The sequence below is a fragment of the Micromonospora sp. NPDC007271 genome (genome assembly GCF_040634005.1).
GTDB lineage: Bacteria > Actinomycetota > Actinomycetes > Mycobacteriales > Micromonosporaceae > Micromonospora.
The window spans coordinates 56,759-70,861 of the sequence record NZ_JBEYER010000005.1; the positions used below are offsets into that span (position 1 = coordinate 56,759).

Annotated in this window: 16 protein-coding genes and 1 pseudogene; 9 read left to right on the forward strand and 8 right to left on the reverse strand. The window is 69.3% G+C overall.

The genetic code is table 11. The features are described 5' to 3' along the window. Positions 1-66 precede the first annotated feature (66 nt). Both ABZ570_RS03480 and ABZ570_RS03485 read right to left on the reverse strand, forming a co-directional pair. Positions 67-489, reverse strand: a complete 423-nt coding sequence (locus ABZ570_RS03480; protein WP_358056322.1) for a very short patch repair endonuclease — start codon at positions 487-489, stop codon at positions 67-69. 380 nt (positions 490-869) lie between these two features. Continuing rightward, positions 870-2,174: a DNA cytosine methyltransferase gene (locus ABZ570_RS03485; protein ID WP_358056324.1), complete on the reverse strand. Its 1,305-nt coding sequence runs from the start codon at positions 2,172-2,174 to the stop codon at positions 870-872. Positions 2,175-2,327: 153 nt separating this feature from the next. Here ABZ570_RS03485 and ABZ570_RS03490 point away from each other — a divergent pair, with 153 nt between their 5' ends. Further along, positions 2,328-2,753, forward strand: a complete 426-nt coding sequence (locus tag ABZ570_RS03490) for a DUF4259 domain-containing protein (protein ID WP_358056326.1) — start codon at positions 2,328-2,330, stop codon at positions 2,751-2,753. A gap of 55 nt (positions 2,754-2,808) precedes the next feature. Here the strand turns inward: ABZ570_RS03490 and ABZ570_RS03495 are convergent, their stop codons facing one another. Next, positions 2,809-3,750 carry an Eco29kI family restriction endonuclease gene (locus ABZ570_RS03495; RefSeq protein ID WP_358056328.1) on the reverse strand — a complete coding sequence of 314 codons (942 nt, stop codon included), beginning with the start codon at positions 3,748-3,750 and terminating at the stop codon, positions 2,809-2,811. Between the two features lie 385 nt (positions 3,751-4,135). On the opposite strand from ABZ570_RS03495, the gene ABZ570_RS03500 reads away from it, so the two are divergent. Both ABZ570_RS03500 and ABZ570_RS03505 read left to right on the forward strand, forming a co-directional pair. Then, positions 4,136-4,432 carry a hypothetical protein gene (locus ABZ570_RS03500; protein ID WP_358056330.1) on the forward strand — a complete coding sequence of 99 codons (297 nt, stop codon included), beginning with the start codon at positions 4,136-4,138 and terminating at the stop codon, positions 4,430-4,432. Between the two features lie 69 nt (positions 4,433-4,501). Continuing rightward, on the forward strand, positions 4,502-4,888 hold the full coding sequence (locus ABZ570_RS03505; RefSeq protein WP_358056332.1) for an Lsr2 family protein: 387 nt from the start codon (positions 4,502-4,504) through the stop codon (positions 4,886-4,888). Between the two features lie 114 nt (positions 4,889-5,002). On the opposite strand, the gene ABZ570_RS03510 is transcribed toward ABZ570_RS03505, so the two are convergent. Together ABZ570_RS03510 and ABZ570_RS03515 are read right to left on the reverse strand one after the other, a co-directional pair. Then, positions 5,003-5,326: a hypothetical protein gene (locus ABZ570_RS03510; protein WP_358056334.1), complete on the reverse strand. Its 324-nt coding sequence runs from the start codon at positions 5,324-5,326 to the stop codon at positions 5,003-5,005. A 56-nt stretch (positions 5,327-5,382) separates the two neighbouring features. Then, the gene (locus ABZ570_RS03515; protein WP_358056336.1) at positions 5,383-5,583 is read right to left on the reverse strand and encodes a hypothetical protein; all 201 of its coding nucleotides are present in this window, start codon (positions 5,581-5,583) and stop codon (positions 5,383-5,385) included. A 695-nt stretch (positions 5,584-6,278) separates the two neighbouring features. On the opposite strand from ABZ570_RS03515, the gene ABZ570_RS03520 reads away from it, so the two are divergent. From ABZ570_RS03520 to ABZ570_RS03530, 3 genes are all read left to right on the forward strand, one after another. Continuing rightward, positions 6,279-7,280 (forward strand): ATP-dependent DNA ligase, encoded by a 1,002-nt coding sequence (locus tag ABZ570_RS03520; RefSeq protein ID WP_358056338.1) that lies wholly within the window; start codon positions 6,279-6,281, stop codon positions 7,278-7,280. Between the two features lie 1,484 nt (positions 7,281-8,764). After that, positions 8,765-9,445, forward strand: coding sequence for a hypothetical protein (locus ABZ570_RS03525; RefSeq protein ID WP_358056340.1), 681 nt, complete (start codon positions 8,765-8,767; stop codon positions 9,443-9,445). Positions 9,446-9,576: 131 nt separating this feature from the next. After that, the gene (locus tag ABZ570_RS03530; protein ID WP_358056342.1) at positions 9,577-9,879 is read left to right on the forward strand and encodes a hypothetical protein; all 303 of its coding nucleotides are present in this window, start codon (positions 9,577-9,579) and stop codon (positions 9,877-9,879) included. A gap of 18 nt (positions 9,880-9,897) precedes the next feature. On the opposite strand, the gene ABZ570_RS03535 is transcribed toward ABZ570_RS03530, so the two are convergent. After that, a complete protein-coding gene (locus ABZ570_RS03535) occupies positions 9,898-10,086 on the reverse strand; it encodes a hypothetical protein (protein ID WP_358056344.1) in 189 nt (62 codons plus the stop codon). A gap of 123 nt (positions 10,087-10,209) precedes the next feature. Between ABZ570_RS03535 and ABZ570_RS03540 the strand changes: the two genes are divergently transcribed. The 3 genes and pseudogenes from ABZ570_RS03540 (at position 10,210) to ABZ570_RS03550 (ending at position 12,193) form a co-directional block, all read left to right on the forward strand. After that, positions 10,210-10,863, forward strand: a complete 654-nt coding sequence (locus tag ABZ570_RS03540; protein ID WP_358056346.1) for a hypothetical protein — start codon at positions 10,210-10,212, stop codon at positions 10,861-10,863. A gap of 236 nt (positions 10,864-11,099) precedes the next feature. Continuing rightward, positions 11,100-11,245, forward strand: a pseudogene (locus ABZ570_RS03545) (histone-like nucleoid-structuring protein Lsr2); the annotation flags it as partial. Between the two features lie 255 nt (positions 11,246-11,500). Beyond that, the gene (locus ABZ570_RS03550) at positions 11,501-12,193 is read left to right on the forward strand and encodes a hypothetical protein (RefSeq protein ID WP_358056348.1); all 693 of its coding nucleotides are present in this window, start codon (positions 11,501-11,503) and stop codon (positions 12,191-12,193) included. Positions 12,194-12,275: 82 nt separating this feature from the next. Here ABZ570_RS03550 and ABZ570_RS03555 read toward each other — a convergent pair whose 3' ends face one another. Both ABZ570_RS03555 and ABZ570_RS03560 read right to left on the reverse strand, forming a co-directional pair. Continuing rightward, on the reverse strand, positions 12,276-12,647 hold the full coding sequence (locus tag ABZ570_RS03555; protein WP_358056350.1) for a metalloregulator ArsR/SmtB family transcription factor: 372 nt from the start codon (positions 12,645-12,647) through the stop codon (positions 12,276-12,278). Between the two features lie 130 nt (positions 12,648-12,777). Continuing rightward, complete coding sequence (locus ABZ570_RS03560) at positions 12,778-13,488, reverse strand: prepilin peptidase (RefSeq protein ID WP_358056352.1); 711 nt, start codon at positions 13,486-13,488, stop codon at positions 12,778-12,780. Positions 13,489-14,103: the final 615 nt, after the last annotated feature.

Sequence of the window (14,103 nt, forward strand, 5' to 3'; positions counted from 1 at the left end):
GCGATGAGTTCCAATATCCGCCATCCGGATTACCGCCCTTCAGGCCCGGCATGATGGGGCATTAGTTCAGACGGCCGACGAAAACAACCTCGTCTGGTGTTGTGTCGCCGAGCCACGAACAACCTCCTTGATCCGGTCGGCAGCCTCAACGGGGCTCTCGTGTTCCCAGACTCGGATCACCGTCCAGCCTGCGTCGGCGAGTAGCTGATCGGTCTCCCGGTCACGAGCGCGGTTGCGGTCGATCTTCTCTCGCCAAAACTGTTCGTTGGCGCGGGCGGGACGATAGTGCTCGGAGCATCCGTGCCAGTAGCAGCCGTCGACGAACACCGCGACGCGGGCGGTGGGGAACACCACGTCGGCGGTGCGCCGCAGTGCGGCCAGTGGGCGAGCGTTGACCCGGTATCGCAGACCCGCCTTATGTAGGAGCGAGCGTATCCGGCGTTCGGGGCCGGTGTCGCGGGCCTTGTTGGCGCGCATCACGGCCCGCACGGCTGGGCTCTTCGCCCACGAGGTCTCCGAGGTGTGCAACGTGGCGAGTAGTCCCTGGTCCCAGGCGAGGCGCCATCCCTCGGCCAGGTTCTCGGCCCGGGTGGCGTGTTCGACCTCCCCGAGGTAGCGGGCGGGTGAGCGGCCACGATCTGACCATCGTAGATAGGCGCGGATTCGTCGCGTTCGCGGTAGCAGTTTGAGTTCGACGGAGGCGCGTGCCCGACGCCCATCGCCGAGGTCGACCCAGCGGCGGTCAGGTCCGCCAGCGGCCCGGTCCTGTTCGGCCGAGGCCGCTCGTCGGCTGCGGCCTTTTCGTCCCTTCCAGGCCCTCGGATCTGGTGGCTTGTCCGCCCAGCGCTGGTCGGACCGCGCCGACGACGTCACGGCTGGCTCTCGGCCTCGTCGAGCGCGGCGGCGATGGCTCGGGCGAAGAACTCGCCAAGCATGACGGGAACGGCGTTGCCGAGTTGGCGCATCTGCTCACCGCGAGGGCCGGCGAGCTTCCAGTCGTCGGGGAAGGTCATGACTCGCGCTGTCTCGCGTACCGTCATGTATCGGTGTCGGTAGGCGTAGGGCGATCCGTCGATGGGTTCGGGAAGCAGGTCGTCGGTCAACAGCACCGACTCCCCGCCGGGTACGCCGTGAACTCCGGCTTTGACCGTCTTCGCCGGTCGGTCAAGCTCGTTCGGCGTGTGGCCCGCGTAGATGCGTGCGTCCGGCCAGCCGATGTGGTCGGTGAACCCGCCGAGCCGGTACTCCCGTCGGTCGAGTCGATCCCAAGGCACCGGAGGGAGGGGACGCTGGTCATCAAGACCTTTGACGGCGTCCCGGAGGGTGCGCCATGGAAGCGTGTTGTCAGCCTTGGGAGGGGTGCCCGGCAGTCGCGACATGACACGTTGACGGACGTGGCCAGGGACGTCCGGATGCCGGTCCCAGTAGGAGCCGTCCAGCATCGACCGAATCAACGCGGCTTCCGAGTATCGCGGGCGCACGGCCTCCTTGAAGCGTTCGAGGTCGACGCCGAGGTCTGACCTGAACGCCACGATGATGATTCGGTTACGGATCTGCGGGACGCCGTAGTCGGCGGCGTTCACCGTCGTGGTCACGACGTCGTACCGCCGCTTCGGGTCTGACGGCTCCTCGTCCAATCGCTTCCGCAGCACCTCGTCATGCTCACGCCATGTGGTGTCATCGGCGCGTTCCTCGAACGGCAGCCGCAGCTCCCGCTCGATGTAGTCGAAGTACGGTTTGAAGGACGGACGCAGCAGGCCGCGCACGTTCTCGCACATGACCGCCTTGGGTTGGATCTGGCGGATGGCGCGGAACATCTCTGGGAACATGTTGCGCTTGTCCTCGTCGCCCTTGGCGACGCCGCCGAGGCTGAATGGCTGGCAGGGCGGCCCCCCGGCGAGCAGGTCAACGCGATCCCACAAGTAGTCGAACTTGATCTCGCGTACGTCTCCCTCGACGAGGGGCCATCGCTCGCCAGGGGCAGGGATGCGCTCGGTCTCGCCGCGTGGGCTCGCCGCGTTGGCTTTGAGGGTCTCGCACGCGTACTTGACGAGCTCGTTGACCAAGAGGGGGCGGAAGCCCGCTCGATGGACGGCCATCGCGAGGCCACCGCCGCCGGCGAAAAGTTCCACCGAGGTGCGGTCCCTGGTCGGGTCTCCTGGCGGCTCAGACATGGCAGGAGCATACCGCGGAGTTGTCGATCTTGAAAAGAGGTTCTCCGGTGCGTCGCCGCTCGCGACGGGGCGCCCGGGACCGAGTCGACAACGGAGCCCGGACGCGGGCGGCGTCATGGATGTGGTTTGGTTACGCCAGCAAAAGGAGGGGCGATGGCGACCTGGCAGCTCGGTCCGTTCGACAACGACGAGGCGGTCGAGTGGTGCGGCGTCCTGGAGGCGATCGCTCCTGATCGACGCACCGACCTTGTGCGCCACGCCCTCGATGCGGCGGTGTCAGCCGGGCGCGCCCTGACCGCGGGCGAGGCCGCTCGAGCGGTCGCGGCGGCCGCGACGATACTGCAGTCGCTCACCGGCGCGCCGGTCTCGGACTCGGCCTACGCTCCGCGGTTCCTCCTCGGCCGGCGGGACATCCGGGTCAGCGCATCGCTGCGGGACTTAGCCACGCGTGCGCTCGACGTAGTACTCGAGGACGGCTCGACCTGGCGTCTCCGGTGGGCTGGCGACGTCGAGGAGGAAGACGCGCTAGCCGTCATCGAGGAGCTTCGGGCCAACCTCGTATCAGCGGCGGTGCCGTAGGCAGCCGAGCTGGCTCGCGTCAGCGTGAGATCACGCTGACGCGAGCCGCTGGTACTCAGAACAACTCGCCCGCCGCCACGCTGTCATCCGGCGCGTCCCCGACGGCAGGGTCAGCCTCGACAGACGCTTTGTCGTTCTCGGCGGTGGTGAAGCTGCCGGGCGCGAGCTGACCTAGGTCGCTGAGGAAGTCCGCCAGGATCGCCTCAAGCGTCGCGTGCGGCGGCACTCGCTTGAGATGGTCCTCGATCTCACTCCTGATCTGGCCTTCCGGCTTCTGATCCTCCGTGAGGCCAGTGGCCCATTGCCTGCCAGGGTGCAAAGTGTCCCAGGGGGATCGCTTGTTCGCGCGAGTGGTGGCGCTGTCCCCGTGCTTGCCCAGGCCGTAGCAGATCCTCATCTCGTTGTTCCAGATGGGCTTGAAGAAGTTGATGAGGTACTCCTCAGCCGCACGCTGGTATCCCGTCTGCACGATCAGGAAGCGGCAATCGAAATCCTCCTCGCGCAGCGTCGAGGTGGCCTTGGCGATGTTTTTCCTATGCTCGTTTAGGCGGTCAAACAGGCTCGTTCCCTGGCTGACCGCGTCCTTCGCCGCGACGTCCTTGGGGTCGGCCTTGCCAACGTATATCGGTTGTTCCGTACCAGAGAGCAGTGAGTAAGCATCGAAGGGGCCCTTGTAGTAGAGCGCGTAGACGCCGGCACCGTAGAAGGGCTGAAGAGAGACCAGCGGATGCCGCTGCTGGGCGATCGTCGTGAGCGCGACGATGCGGCCAGTGGTGGCCGGAGCGCTGGGATCGAAGAGGCTGCTCGGTCTCAAAACTGGATCAAGGCGGCCTACCGCCTGTTCGAGCCGGCTCACCTCGGCCGTTAGCGCCTTTCGCAGCGAGTTGCGCGCGGCGGTTCGGCTCGGAGGAGTAACAGACTCCAACTCGTCTACCAGGGCCGCGAGTTGCTTGACGATAAGTTTGGCGGGGTCACCGTGGGAGGTCGGCAGAGACACTCTTCGAGGTTACATGAGCCCTATGTGCCGCTCGTGTCGCGCGGCGTATCGTCGCCCGGCCCTCGATCGGTTCTGGCCCTGCTGACGACGGTAGCGCCAACCAGATGTCGTCGCGCTGTTCGCGTGCCCGCCGGCGCAACGGGTCGAGACGTTACACACTGCGTCCCACGAGTGACGGTGAGCGGCGTCGGGGTGCGGTGATTCGGGTTCGGCTGCGGACCAACCCGGTGGGCACGGTGACCGAGGAGGACGCGGCTCGGCGCCTGAAGCGCGAACATCAACGGCACGGCCTCTCAGGCGCTCCGCAGCCCCGGAGAAGGCCGCTGCCGGTTAAGGCGCCCCACCTTCGCTTGCCGTTCCCACCCCTCTCAGGTTGGCTGGGCCGGTGGATGAAGGCTCCATCTCCAACAATCTCCCCGACGTGCTGCGACTATGCCGGGCCGTGCGTGACGCACAGAGCCTGCTGCACCTGCCAGCGCCGCGTGTGGCGGAACTCCTCAGATGCGCAGCACTCGCCGAGCACGCCGCGACGTCTCACCCGGTCGACGGGATCGAGGTTCTGGCGCAGGTCCGATCGATGCGCTACATCCTCGTCGAGGATGCGGACGGCCCAATCGCCGCTTTCATGGCCGATTCCGCCGGGCGGATTATCGGCGATGGAATCGGCCGTTTCTTCATGTAACTTTCGCGGCATGCAGTGCCCGGGCTAGTGTGCAGTTCACGGCTCACGCGGGTTGAAAGGAACGAAGATATGGCCAAGCAGATCATTCATAAGCTGATCGATGACGTGGACGGCGGGGACGCTGACGAGACTGTCAGGTTTGGCCTCGACGGCGTTCAGTACGAGATTGACCTGTCGGCTGCCAACGCGGAGAAATTGCGCGACATCTTCGCGCCGTATACCGCCCACGGCGCCAAGGTCGGCCGTGGCGGTGTCGTGGGCGCAGGGGGAGGCATCCGTGGCGTGGTAGGCGTTGGCGGTGGGCGAGGCACTCGCGCTGGGGTTGGCGTCACAGTCGACCGGGAGCAGAACAAGGCAATCCGAGCCTGGGCCAAGAAGGCCGGCAAGGACATCTCCGACCGGGGCCGGATCCCTCAGGAAATCGTTGACGAGTACCACGCGATGGCTGGCCGCTAACCCACGGGCCCGACGCCAGGCCGGTGACGTGCGAACTACTGGCGGGCGCGGCGGCGGAACTTCGTCACGGCATACCTTCGCGACGTCAGCATCGCGAGCGCGGCACCCATTCCGTCACTGATTGGCGCCGCCTTCCCGGGTGGGCCCAGTCGGAGGGCTGCTCGTATCGTCGCCGGTGGGCTGGGGTGGCGTTCCGGCTGCTTGTTCACGCCACTGCCCGGCGGTGTCGGCGCGCAGGAGGCGGTCGACCATGGCCATTGCTTCCGGCTCCGTGTCGTACTCCCATCGCAGCACCTTCCCCGTTTCGGTGTCCCCAGCACGGGCGATCACCCTCCAGCGTGTCTGGCGGACCAGCCACACGTCGCGGCGGGCAAGGCGCCCCCAGACGCCGTTCCAGAACCTCCGGACCACCTCCTCCACACGGTGGATCGTACACATGTTCGACTGCTTGGCGGGGTGAGGTGGTGAACAAGCAGGCGCACAGCGGGAACCGATCATTCGCAGCGGTCCTCGCCACCTCGGCCGTACGGCTCGCAGCAGTCGGGGCGATGCCGGTAGCCCCGTAGATCGCGGCCGTGCCGGTGGCCGTACTCGGGTGTGATCTCGTACAGACAGGCTTGCCACACGACGGTTTCCCCGCCGCCGGGGGGCATCACCTGCCCGTCGCCTGGCCCGCCGCGCAGCAGCACGTCCACCCTCCGACGGTACGTGCTCGACGAAGGCGGGACCGGGGGATGAGACCCTGCCGCCCGAGCTGCGGGCGGTACCGGTCCCCGCAACGGGCCATATCACTGCGGGGACCGGTCGTCGGTGGCCTGCGGCTGAAGCTGCTCCACCTGCACATGGCCGTGGCCAGAAGCCGAAGCGGTGACCTCGCCGACCAGTTCAGGTTCGCCGCCGACCCCGCCGCTCGCCAGCGTCGGGCGATGCGGTGTGGATAACTCTGGCGGGTATGGATATCGCCCTGATCATGGCCCGGATTTGCTACGTAGCGCTCCTGGCACTAACAGTTTGTCGTCCTGGTGCGAGGCGGTTTCCGAGCAGCCAGCTCCAGGCATCCGGCGATCGGAGCGCTCGCTCGTTCGCGTGTGTCTGCGGGATCTGGTGAGTGAGCGCGGAACGCAGGGGCGGCCCGAGAGGCACTTTGGGTGGCGGGGTGTCGGCGTCCTCTCTCTCCCTGCCCGGTCGCGCTCCACCCGTGCTGCGCGCCTCGCTGGCGCATTCGTTGTCGCGGATCTTCGCCCGGGGCAGCGCACCGTCCTCCCACGATGACGTGGGGGCGGAAGATGAGCGGCACTGGCAGCCGACGCGGCGGGAACGGGAGGTGACTCCCGCCCGCCCACGAGCACACGTCGGGCCGGATCCGATACTGCGACGGCCGGTCGCGCCGATGCTCGCGGCGCCGGTCGATGCGGTGCCGGAGGGTCCGGACCTGGTGCATGAGCCGAAGTGGGATGGGTGGCGTTGCGTCGCCTTCCGCGAGACCGGAGGGGTGTATCTGCAGTCGCGGGCCGGCCGGAACCTCACCACCTACTTCCCGGACGTCACCCGGGCGATCCGGGCGGCCGTCCCGCCTGGTGTGGTGCTCGACGGCGAGCTGATCGTCTGGGAGCGCGGCCGGACCAACTTCGCGCAGCTCCAACGTCGGGTCACCGCCGGCCGTGACCTGCTGCGCCTGGCACACGAGTGTCCCGCCCACTACGTGCTGTTCGACCTGCTCGCGGACGCTGGCGGTCGGGTGGTCATCGATCTGCCGCTGGCGCAGCGGCGGGCCCGGCTGGAGCAGTTGCTCACCGCCGCGCCGACGCAGCTGACCGTGACGCCGCAGACGGCGGACATGCGGCAGGTGGCGGACTGGCTGCTGCACTGGACCGTTGCGGCGGGCATCGAGGGCGTGGTCAGCAAGCGCCTGGGCAGCCGGTACGAGCTTGGCCGGCGTGGCTGGTCGAAGTTTCGAACCCGTATCGTGACCGAGGCCATCATCGGTGGGGTGACCGGCAGCCTCAGCAACCCGGAGACGGTGTTGCTGGGCCGGTTCGACCGTAGGGGACGGCTGCGCTACACCGGCCGCTCCCACCCGCTGACCAGCGACCAGCGTGCGGCGCTGGCCGAGCTGCTGTCGCCGCCGCGGATGCCACGGCGCGGCGCCGTGGCCCACCCGTGGCCGGAGCCGCTGCCCGCGTCTTGGTCGGGCCAGTTGGACCGGCCCGAGCCGCTGTCGTACGTGCAGGTGGTCCCGATTGTGGTGGCGGAGATCGACGCCGACGTGGCTTTCGAACACGGACGCTGGCGCCACCGCGTGCGGTACGCGCGGGCTCGGCCGGACCTGTCGGTCTATGACGTGCCGCTGCTGCTTGGCGAGGAGGAGGGCTACTTCGGCGACCTGGGGTGAGCAATGGCTGCTTCCGTGGTAATGATCCGATCGCTGCGACGACGCCGTGGCCAGATCGACGACGCGCCGTTAGGTGCTCGCGCCCCTGGCTCGGTGTTGGACAGCGGCCGAAGCCCGTCTGACCAGGACGCGACGCGCCAAACTCCACCCCTTGCCAGGCTGTGATCGACTGACTTCGTTCGGTAGAGTGCGGAGGTTGATCGTCGGCGATGGCCGGTGGTCGGAGGAGTGCGGGATGAGTCGACGGGGCGGGCGGTGGACGCGGGTCTCGCTGCGCCTCGGGCTCCTGCTCGGCGGGGTCGTCGTAGCGTGGGGCGTCCACGAAACCGCCACCACCGGGGTCGCCTACGCCGCCGACCGTCCGCCGGCCGCGCCGGTGGATTCCGCCGTCGACCTGCTCACCGGCCTCCTTCGGCCAATCCTCGACCCGGCAGCACCGCCGCCTGCCCCTGACGTGCCTACCGGCGAGGCGACCCCCGGCACCCCGTCGAGCGGAGCCGGCACTCGTCCAACGCCGAATGGTCCGCCAGCCCAGCCTGCGGCCCCGTCGGCGAACCAGGCCACCCCAGCGGCGGCCCGCCCCACCCAGGTCGACACGCCGAATCCCGCCGCTGGGTCGGGCCGACCAGCTACCCGACCGGGTGGCGGTGAGTTGCTGGCACCGGTGGGTGAGGTTCTCCGTCCGGTCACGGATCCGGTCCGGTCCGGGGTGCTCACCCCGGTGGCCGACGCGCTGCGCCCGGTCACCGACCCGGTGCGGGCCGGCGTAGTCGCCCCGGTAGCTGACGTGCTCGATCCGGTGATCCAGCCGCTCGCCCCGATCCTGTCCCCCGTCTGGCGAGGGCTGGAGCCGGTGCTCGATCCCCTGGACCCCGTCCTCGACACCCTCGACCCGGTGACGAACCCCCTGGACCCGCCCACCAGCCCGCCGGCCACGCCGGCGCTACCGGCGGCACCGCAGACCGGCCCTGGCTGCTGCACCGACCCGAACACGGGACTGGTTGGCGAACCAGGCGGAACCGTTGAGCGCCCCGCCTCCACCAGCATTCCGACGGGCTGGCACACCACGACACAGTTGTCGCCCCTGCCGCGCCTCGCTGGGTCGGATGGGCGGTACCCGCCTCGGCCTGATGCGGATTCCGCGCCAGCCACGCCCGCTCCCGGCGCCAGTGGATCCGCCTCGTCCGGCTCCGTCCATGGAGGCCCGGCTGACGCCACCGGCTCGGTGTGGACGCCGCCCAGCCTGGCGGGGCGCCGCTGCCACCCGAGCGGTGGCGTCGCTCTTCCGTCCCGCTCGCCCCGACCGGGCACCCGGCCCGCCTGACCGGCGGGCCGTTTGCGTGCCGCCCGCGTGACACCGGCGGCCTCTGCGCACCTGCATGCCTGACGGCCCCTGGTGGCCCGCGCCGGCCCGCGGCGGTTTCGCGACGACGCCGGCACCTTCCCCGACTTTTCTCGATCACGATGGTTACCAGGAGTTACTCATGAGCGTGACCATGCCCGTCGTCCGGGCCCGGTGGTGCGACATCGACCGGATCGTCGATCTCGCCGCCGATGCCCTCTCCCCCACCGCCGTCGGCGCCTGGCTCGTCCCCGACGAGCAGCACCGGCCCACCGTTCTCGCCGCCGTGGCCCGGATCTGGATCGAACACGCGCTGCTCTTCGGCGACGCGTTCCTGCTGCCCGACGGCACGGCCGCGACCGTCTGGTTCCACCGCTACCGGCCCATCCCACCCCCGGCCCGCTACACGGACCGGCTCGCCGCCGCGTGCGGCGCACACCAGGACCGGTTCCTCGAGTTCGGCCGGGCCCTCGCCGCGCGGCAGCCCACCGAGCCGCACAACCACCTGGCGCTGCTCGCCGCGCCCGGGCCGGCCGATCCGGGCCGCGCAGCGGCCGTCCTCGCCGGATCGCAGCAATGGATGGACACCCTCAGCCTGCCCACCTACACGCAGGCCCTCACCGACGCTGACCGCGACCTGTTCCGGCAGCACGGCTACACCCACCGCGACGCCATCCCGATCGACGATCACACCACGGCGCATTCGATGTGGCGGTTACCGCCGTTCTGGACCGGCCGGTCCAGCCGCAACGTCCGCTCACCAGTGCGGCGTCCGCTCGTCCTGGCCCACAACAGTCCCTCAACCCGGTGGGCGCTGCGCTGATCCACCCGGCCTGATCGGGGCGGCACCCGCCCCGATCAGTCGGGCCGCCGTTCGGTCGCGACCGGACGCGTGGACCAGCAGCACGGAGCACGGCGAACCCACCGGAGCAAATCCGTGGAACCCTCCCGTCGGTGGAACACGCCCGGCGCCGCCAAGTCTCGGCCGATGATCGGAACATGTGGGCGAAGACCGACGTACCGTGCGCCGGAGGGCCGGTGGACGGACGCTCCCTCCTGGTGCCGATCGATGAGAACGGCGCGCCCCCTGAACGAATCGATCAGACCTGGCTGTGGATCGAGTACGGCGGCGAGTTGCTCGACGCGGACATGAACGGCGTGTACGAGTTGGAGTCAATCGCCGGCGGCGGCCCGCCCTGGGTATACGTCTGGACCAGCGCCCTCCCATGTCAGCGGTCAACCGACCACGAGCGGTAGCAACAGCTTGTAGCGGCGCTACCCGGGAACGACCTCGTGGCGGTACGCCCGCACGCGTGTCCCGTCGCTCAGAACCACCTCAACCCGGCCGCCCTCGTCGACCGCGTTGCCGACCGAGCGAACCTGCTTACCGACGTGCTCCTCGACGTTGTCGGCACGCTTCGGGCGGAAGATCCACCCCACGCTCACTGGCTCAACGGAACGCACGGATCCTCCCGACCAGTACAGATGTACGACCGCCGAGTCTAGGCACCCGCTAGGGTTCCGGTGGAATTTCGGGCTGTCGCAGGGGCCGGGCAGCCGGGGGCGGCGAGGCAGGAGACGACCCGAATGGCCAACCTCCGCAACATGAAGCTGTTCAAGGAACGGCTCGCCCAGCTTGAGCAGGCTGCCCGCCGGCAAGGCGTTGTCTTGGTGCCGGCCGAAGCCGTGGACCTCCTCGCGGAGCGGATCACCGCCGTCGCTCACCAGCTCGGCGTCACCGAGCGGACCGCGCTGCAGACCTACATCACCCCGCACGTCATCGCGGTGATGGCGGAGGTCCTCGGCAGGCACTCCGCGACCTACCGCGAGGTGATGGCCGAGGCCGAACCGATGGCCCTCACCGTGCCTGACGCGGGACGCGTGCTCGCCGCGCTCGGCATGGTGTGCAAGCTGGCCACTGAGCAGATCGGGCAGGCGCCTGCCGACGCCACCGGGGTGCTCACCGACGCCGCCGACGCGATCGTCGGCATCGGCGCGCAGCTCAGGACCAGCACCAGCGACCAGCCAGTCACCGTCGGCGGTAGAACTCTGGTGTACTCGCGCACCGTGCTGATCCGCACGATCGAGGCGCTGGACAGCGGCCGGTGGCCGTGCCCCTGCTCCGAGCCGCACTCCCCCGAAGGCAGCCCCTGCTCTTTGATCATGACCCTGAAGGCCGACCTCGCCGTCGTCGGCGGCTGGCTCGCTGGCGCCGATGAGCAGCCCGGCAACGAGCGGTAGACCTGCTCTCCCGCCCGCTCGGTGCCCTCGGCCTGCGGAACGCGGGCTACGACCCACCGCAGGCTGCCGTTCTGGCCCGGTCGACACTTCGACGAGGCGCTGAAGTGTCGACTTGTGGCTCACGACACTCAGGACTGAGGGGCGCTTGAAGGACGTTCAGTGGCAACGCACAGTAACTGGCGTCCCCATGGTGTGTTAGCCGGATATCTTGCGGGTCGAATCGCGGCAGGCGATACAGGTTCGGCCTCGACGGCGTTCAGTACGAGATTGACCTGTCGGCCGTCAACGCTGAAAATTGCGCGAGGTGTTCGCGCCGTATACCGCCCACGGAACGAAGGTCGGCCGTGGTGGAGTAACCGGCGGAGGGCGAGCCTTCCGCGGGACAGCCAGCCGGCTCCGGGACAGCCGCGACGTGCCGGTTGAGGTTAGAGCCGCGGGAATCCGGAACGTGCGGGTGCTTGCGAGCGGCTCAGCCTTGGGGGTGGCTGATGCGTCGGGTGGCAGCTGGCAGGGCCTGCGATAGCTTTTACCCTTTGATCCCCGAATACCGCATACGGAAGGCCGAGCCCTTGCCGCCTTTGCCGAATGGTTCGCGCGAGAGGCGACATGGGCCTTGCCCTACATGGAAGGCACAGTCGTGAGTTCCTACACCATCACCATCGCCGCACACGATCCCAGTCAAGCGACCACCACCGTGACGGTCGAGTTGAACGGCTCGACTGCGCGCATCACCGAGCTGCTGGTCCGGGCGGGTGAGGGGGACGGGCTGACCGCGGGCCAGATTCCCGCGGTCGACCTGGATCTGCTGCTGAAGGCGGTCACGCCTGCCGTCGGCGGTCAGCAGGCGATAACCGTGTCGCCTGCTGCCCCAGCCGATGATGCGCCTGCTCCAGACGGGACATCCGTTGACGGCGGGGATCCCGTCGCCGACACCACGGCGGCTGAATCCGTCACTGCCACCATGCCCACCGCTGACGAGCCGGCCACGACCAGCCCAGCGAAGACTGACGTGACTGAAGTCGCGGTACCCAAGCAGACGTCACGGGCGCCGAGGGCACGGGCCGCCGGCTCGACTCGGGCGGGTGGGCGGAAAGGCGCGGCGGGCGCCAACGCCACCGCCGCGGCGCGGAAGGCCACCAAGCAGACCGCGAAGGGCGAGGCGGCCACGGCCACGGGCCGCGTGTACCGGCGGTCGCCGAGTGATCTCGAGTCGGTGTATCAGCAGGCCGGCAGCGTGGCGGCTGTCGCCGACCACTACAACGTGCCGCGGCACACCGCCCAGGGATGGATCCGTACCCTGCGCCGCCGGCAAGCCAGCCCAGTCGAGTAGGCCGAACGCCGCCGGGCACCCTGGGTGGGTCTGCCGACCCACGGATGGGGGCCCGGCCGGCGCTGGCCTTCGGCGGTGCCGCTCAGCGGGCCCGCTTCGTCGCCCGCTTGCGGGGCGGCGTCAACAGGTCGGCGATCGCCGCGATCGCGGACGGCACGAGGCGGTAGTACGCCCAGACGCCGCGCTTCTCGCGTTCGAGCAGGCCGGCTTCGGTGAGGATCCGAAGGTGATGACTCACGGTCGGCTGGGAGAGACCAAGCGGTTCTGTGAGGTCACTGACGGATGCTTCGCCCTCGGGAGCGGACTGGATCAGACTGAGCAGTCGCAGCCGGGCCGGGTCGGCGACTGCCTTCAGCACTCCCGCGAGGCGTTGGGCATCGGCGCGCTTGATCGGCTCGCCGGCAAGCGGCGAGACAGCAGGGGTATCAGTTTTCGTAGTTCCCACGTCTTCCATCGTTGCACCAACACCATCGATAGGCCGGTGGAACCAGTGCTCCGATGGCGACCGTGAGCCCGGGTACGAGGGATGCTGGGGCCGGGGCGGCGAGGTGCTGTCCCGGCCCTGCGCCTGTTTGCCGAGGGAATCAGGGGCCGACGAGCGCAAGCGATAGGAAGGCGCCGGCGAGCAGGTACGGGCCGAAGGCGAGGTCGGGCTGGCGGCGCAGCGCGAGGCGCGTCAGCGCTTCGGGAGCGGCGAGCGCGTAGGGCAGCAGGCCACCGCACAGCACTGCCGGCCAGCCGAGAGTGCCCAGCGACGCGCCGAGCAGCGCCGCCAGCCGCACGTCGCCCAGGCCCATCCCGCTGCTACCGACGATGGCCAGGAGCAGGTAGCCGCCGCCGAGCGCGCCGGCCGCCAGCGCCGCGGTGACCAGGGTGCGTGTCTGACCGGTGGCTACGGCTTGGCCGGCGAGAAGCCCACCCACGGCAAGCGCCGCGGCAGCCACGATCGGTGTGGGAAGTCTCCGCGTCACGATGTCGACGATGGCGAGCAGCAGGCCGGCGTACAGCACGACAAGCCACACCGCGACCAGCAGCAGGCCGTCGGGGCCCTCGTTCACCAGCCAGGCCAGACCTGCGGACGCGGCGGCCAGTCCGAGACCGCTCAGGATCGTGTCCAGCGTGTGCTGGGGCGACCAGCCGACAGGCGGGGGGAGGCATGCGCGCGGCGCGGGGACGACGTGCTCGGCGTCCGCGTGTGGTCGCAGGCTCGCCACGATCCGGGCGCAGGCGTGGGGTAGCGCCGCGCCGGCCAGCGCCCCACTCACTGCGCCGTACCACATGACCGGCCCGGTCATAGCGAGCCGTACCCGGCACTGAGCCACACGAGCGAGTCGCACGGGCGCATATGCGTCGGTCGCCTCCCTGGTACGCCGAACCTCTGCGGGCGCCAGCGCCACACGCCTGGCATCACGGCCTCAATAACGGCGGACGGGATCCAGAAGATGCCGCCAGCCACCACGGGTCCTCGCCGGTGCCCTGTCGTGGCCATGGTCCGTACGGGATCGGGCAGTCGGTGTCGAGGTCTTCCTGGTCGGCGTGGCGTGCGGCTTCGGGCCGGACGGCCGGCGGCGCGCCCACAAAGGAGCTTGCGACCTTAACGGCTGAGGAAGCGAGGCCGGCTGGGTGGTGCGGGTTGTCGGCGAGAAACATGGTTCAACCATAGTTGGTCGCAACCTGAACTGCGGTTGACGCTCTACGTCGGCTTGTGCTTAGCTCACCGTACCTCCTTCCAACTGTGATTCGGGAAGCCCGTAACCGCAGTTGCCCGAAGGGTGCGGTGGCCATAGGGCCATCGGATCACCGGCGCCGACTGGTTGGGGCGCAGTGCGGCAACGACAGGGGCCGCGCGCCGAGGTGGGTCAGTTCGTCGGGCACACACGACATCGAGGACCGCGGGACCGGTCGTCTCG

What these genes read in the sequence shown, in the direction of transcription:
- ABZ570_RS03520 (WP_358056338.1), top strand. Translation starts at nt 6,279, where the DNA reads ATGCTCGCGGCGCCGGTCGATGCGGTGCCGGAGGGTCCGGACCTGGTG.
- ABZ570_RS03560 (WP_358056352.1), bottom strand. Translation starts at nt 13,488, where the DNA reads ATGACCGGGCCGGTCATGTGGTACGGCGCAGTGAGTGGGGCGCTGGCC.
- ABZ570_RS03555 (WP_358056350.1), bottom strand. Translation starts at nt 12,647, where the DNA reads ATGGAAGACGTGGGAACTACGAAAACTGATACCCCTGCTGTCTCGCCG.
- ABZ570_RS03540 (WP_358056346.1), top strand. Translation starts at nt 10,210, where the DNA reads ATGGCCAACCTCCGCAACATGAAGCTGTTCAAGGAACGGCTCGCCCAG.
- ABZ570_RS03505 (WP_358056332.1), top strand. Translation starts at nt 4,502, where the DNA reads ATGGCCAAGCAGATCATTCATAAGCTGATCGATGACGTGGACGGCGGG.
- ABZ570_RS03510 (WP_358056334.1), bottom strand. Translation starts at nt 5,326, where the DNA reads ATGTGTACGATCCACCGTGTGGAGGAGGTGGTCCGGAGGTTCTGGAAC.
- ABZ570_RS03485 (WP_358056324.1), bottom strand. Translation starts at nt 2,174, where the DNA reads ATGTCTGAGCCGCCAGGAGACCCGACCAGGGACCGCACCTCGGTGGAA.
- ABZ570_RS03525 (WP_358056340.1), top strand. Translation starts at nt 8,765, where the DNA reads ATGAGCGTGACCATGCCCGTCGTCCGGGCCCGGTGGTGCGACATCGAC.
- ABZ570_RS03490 (WP_358056326.1), top strand. Translation starts at nt 2,328, where the DNA reads ATGGCGACCTGGCAGCTCGGTCCGTTCGACAACGACGAGGCGGTCGAG.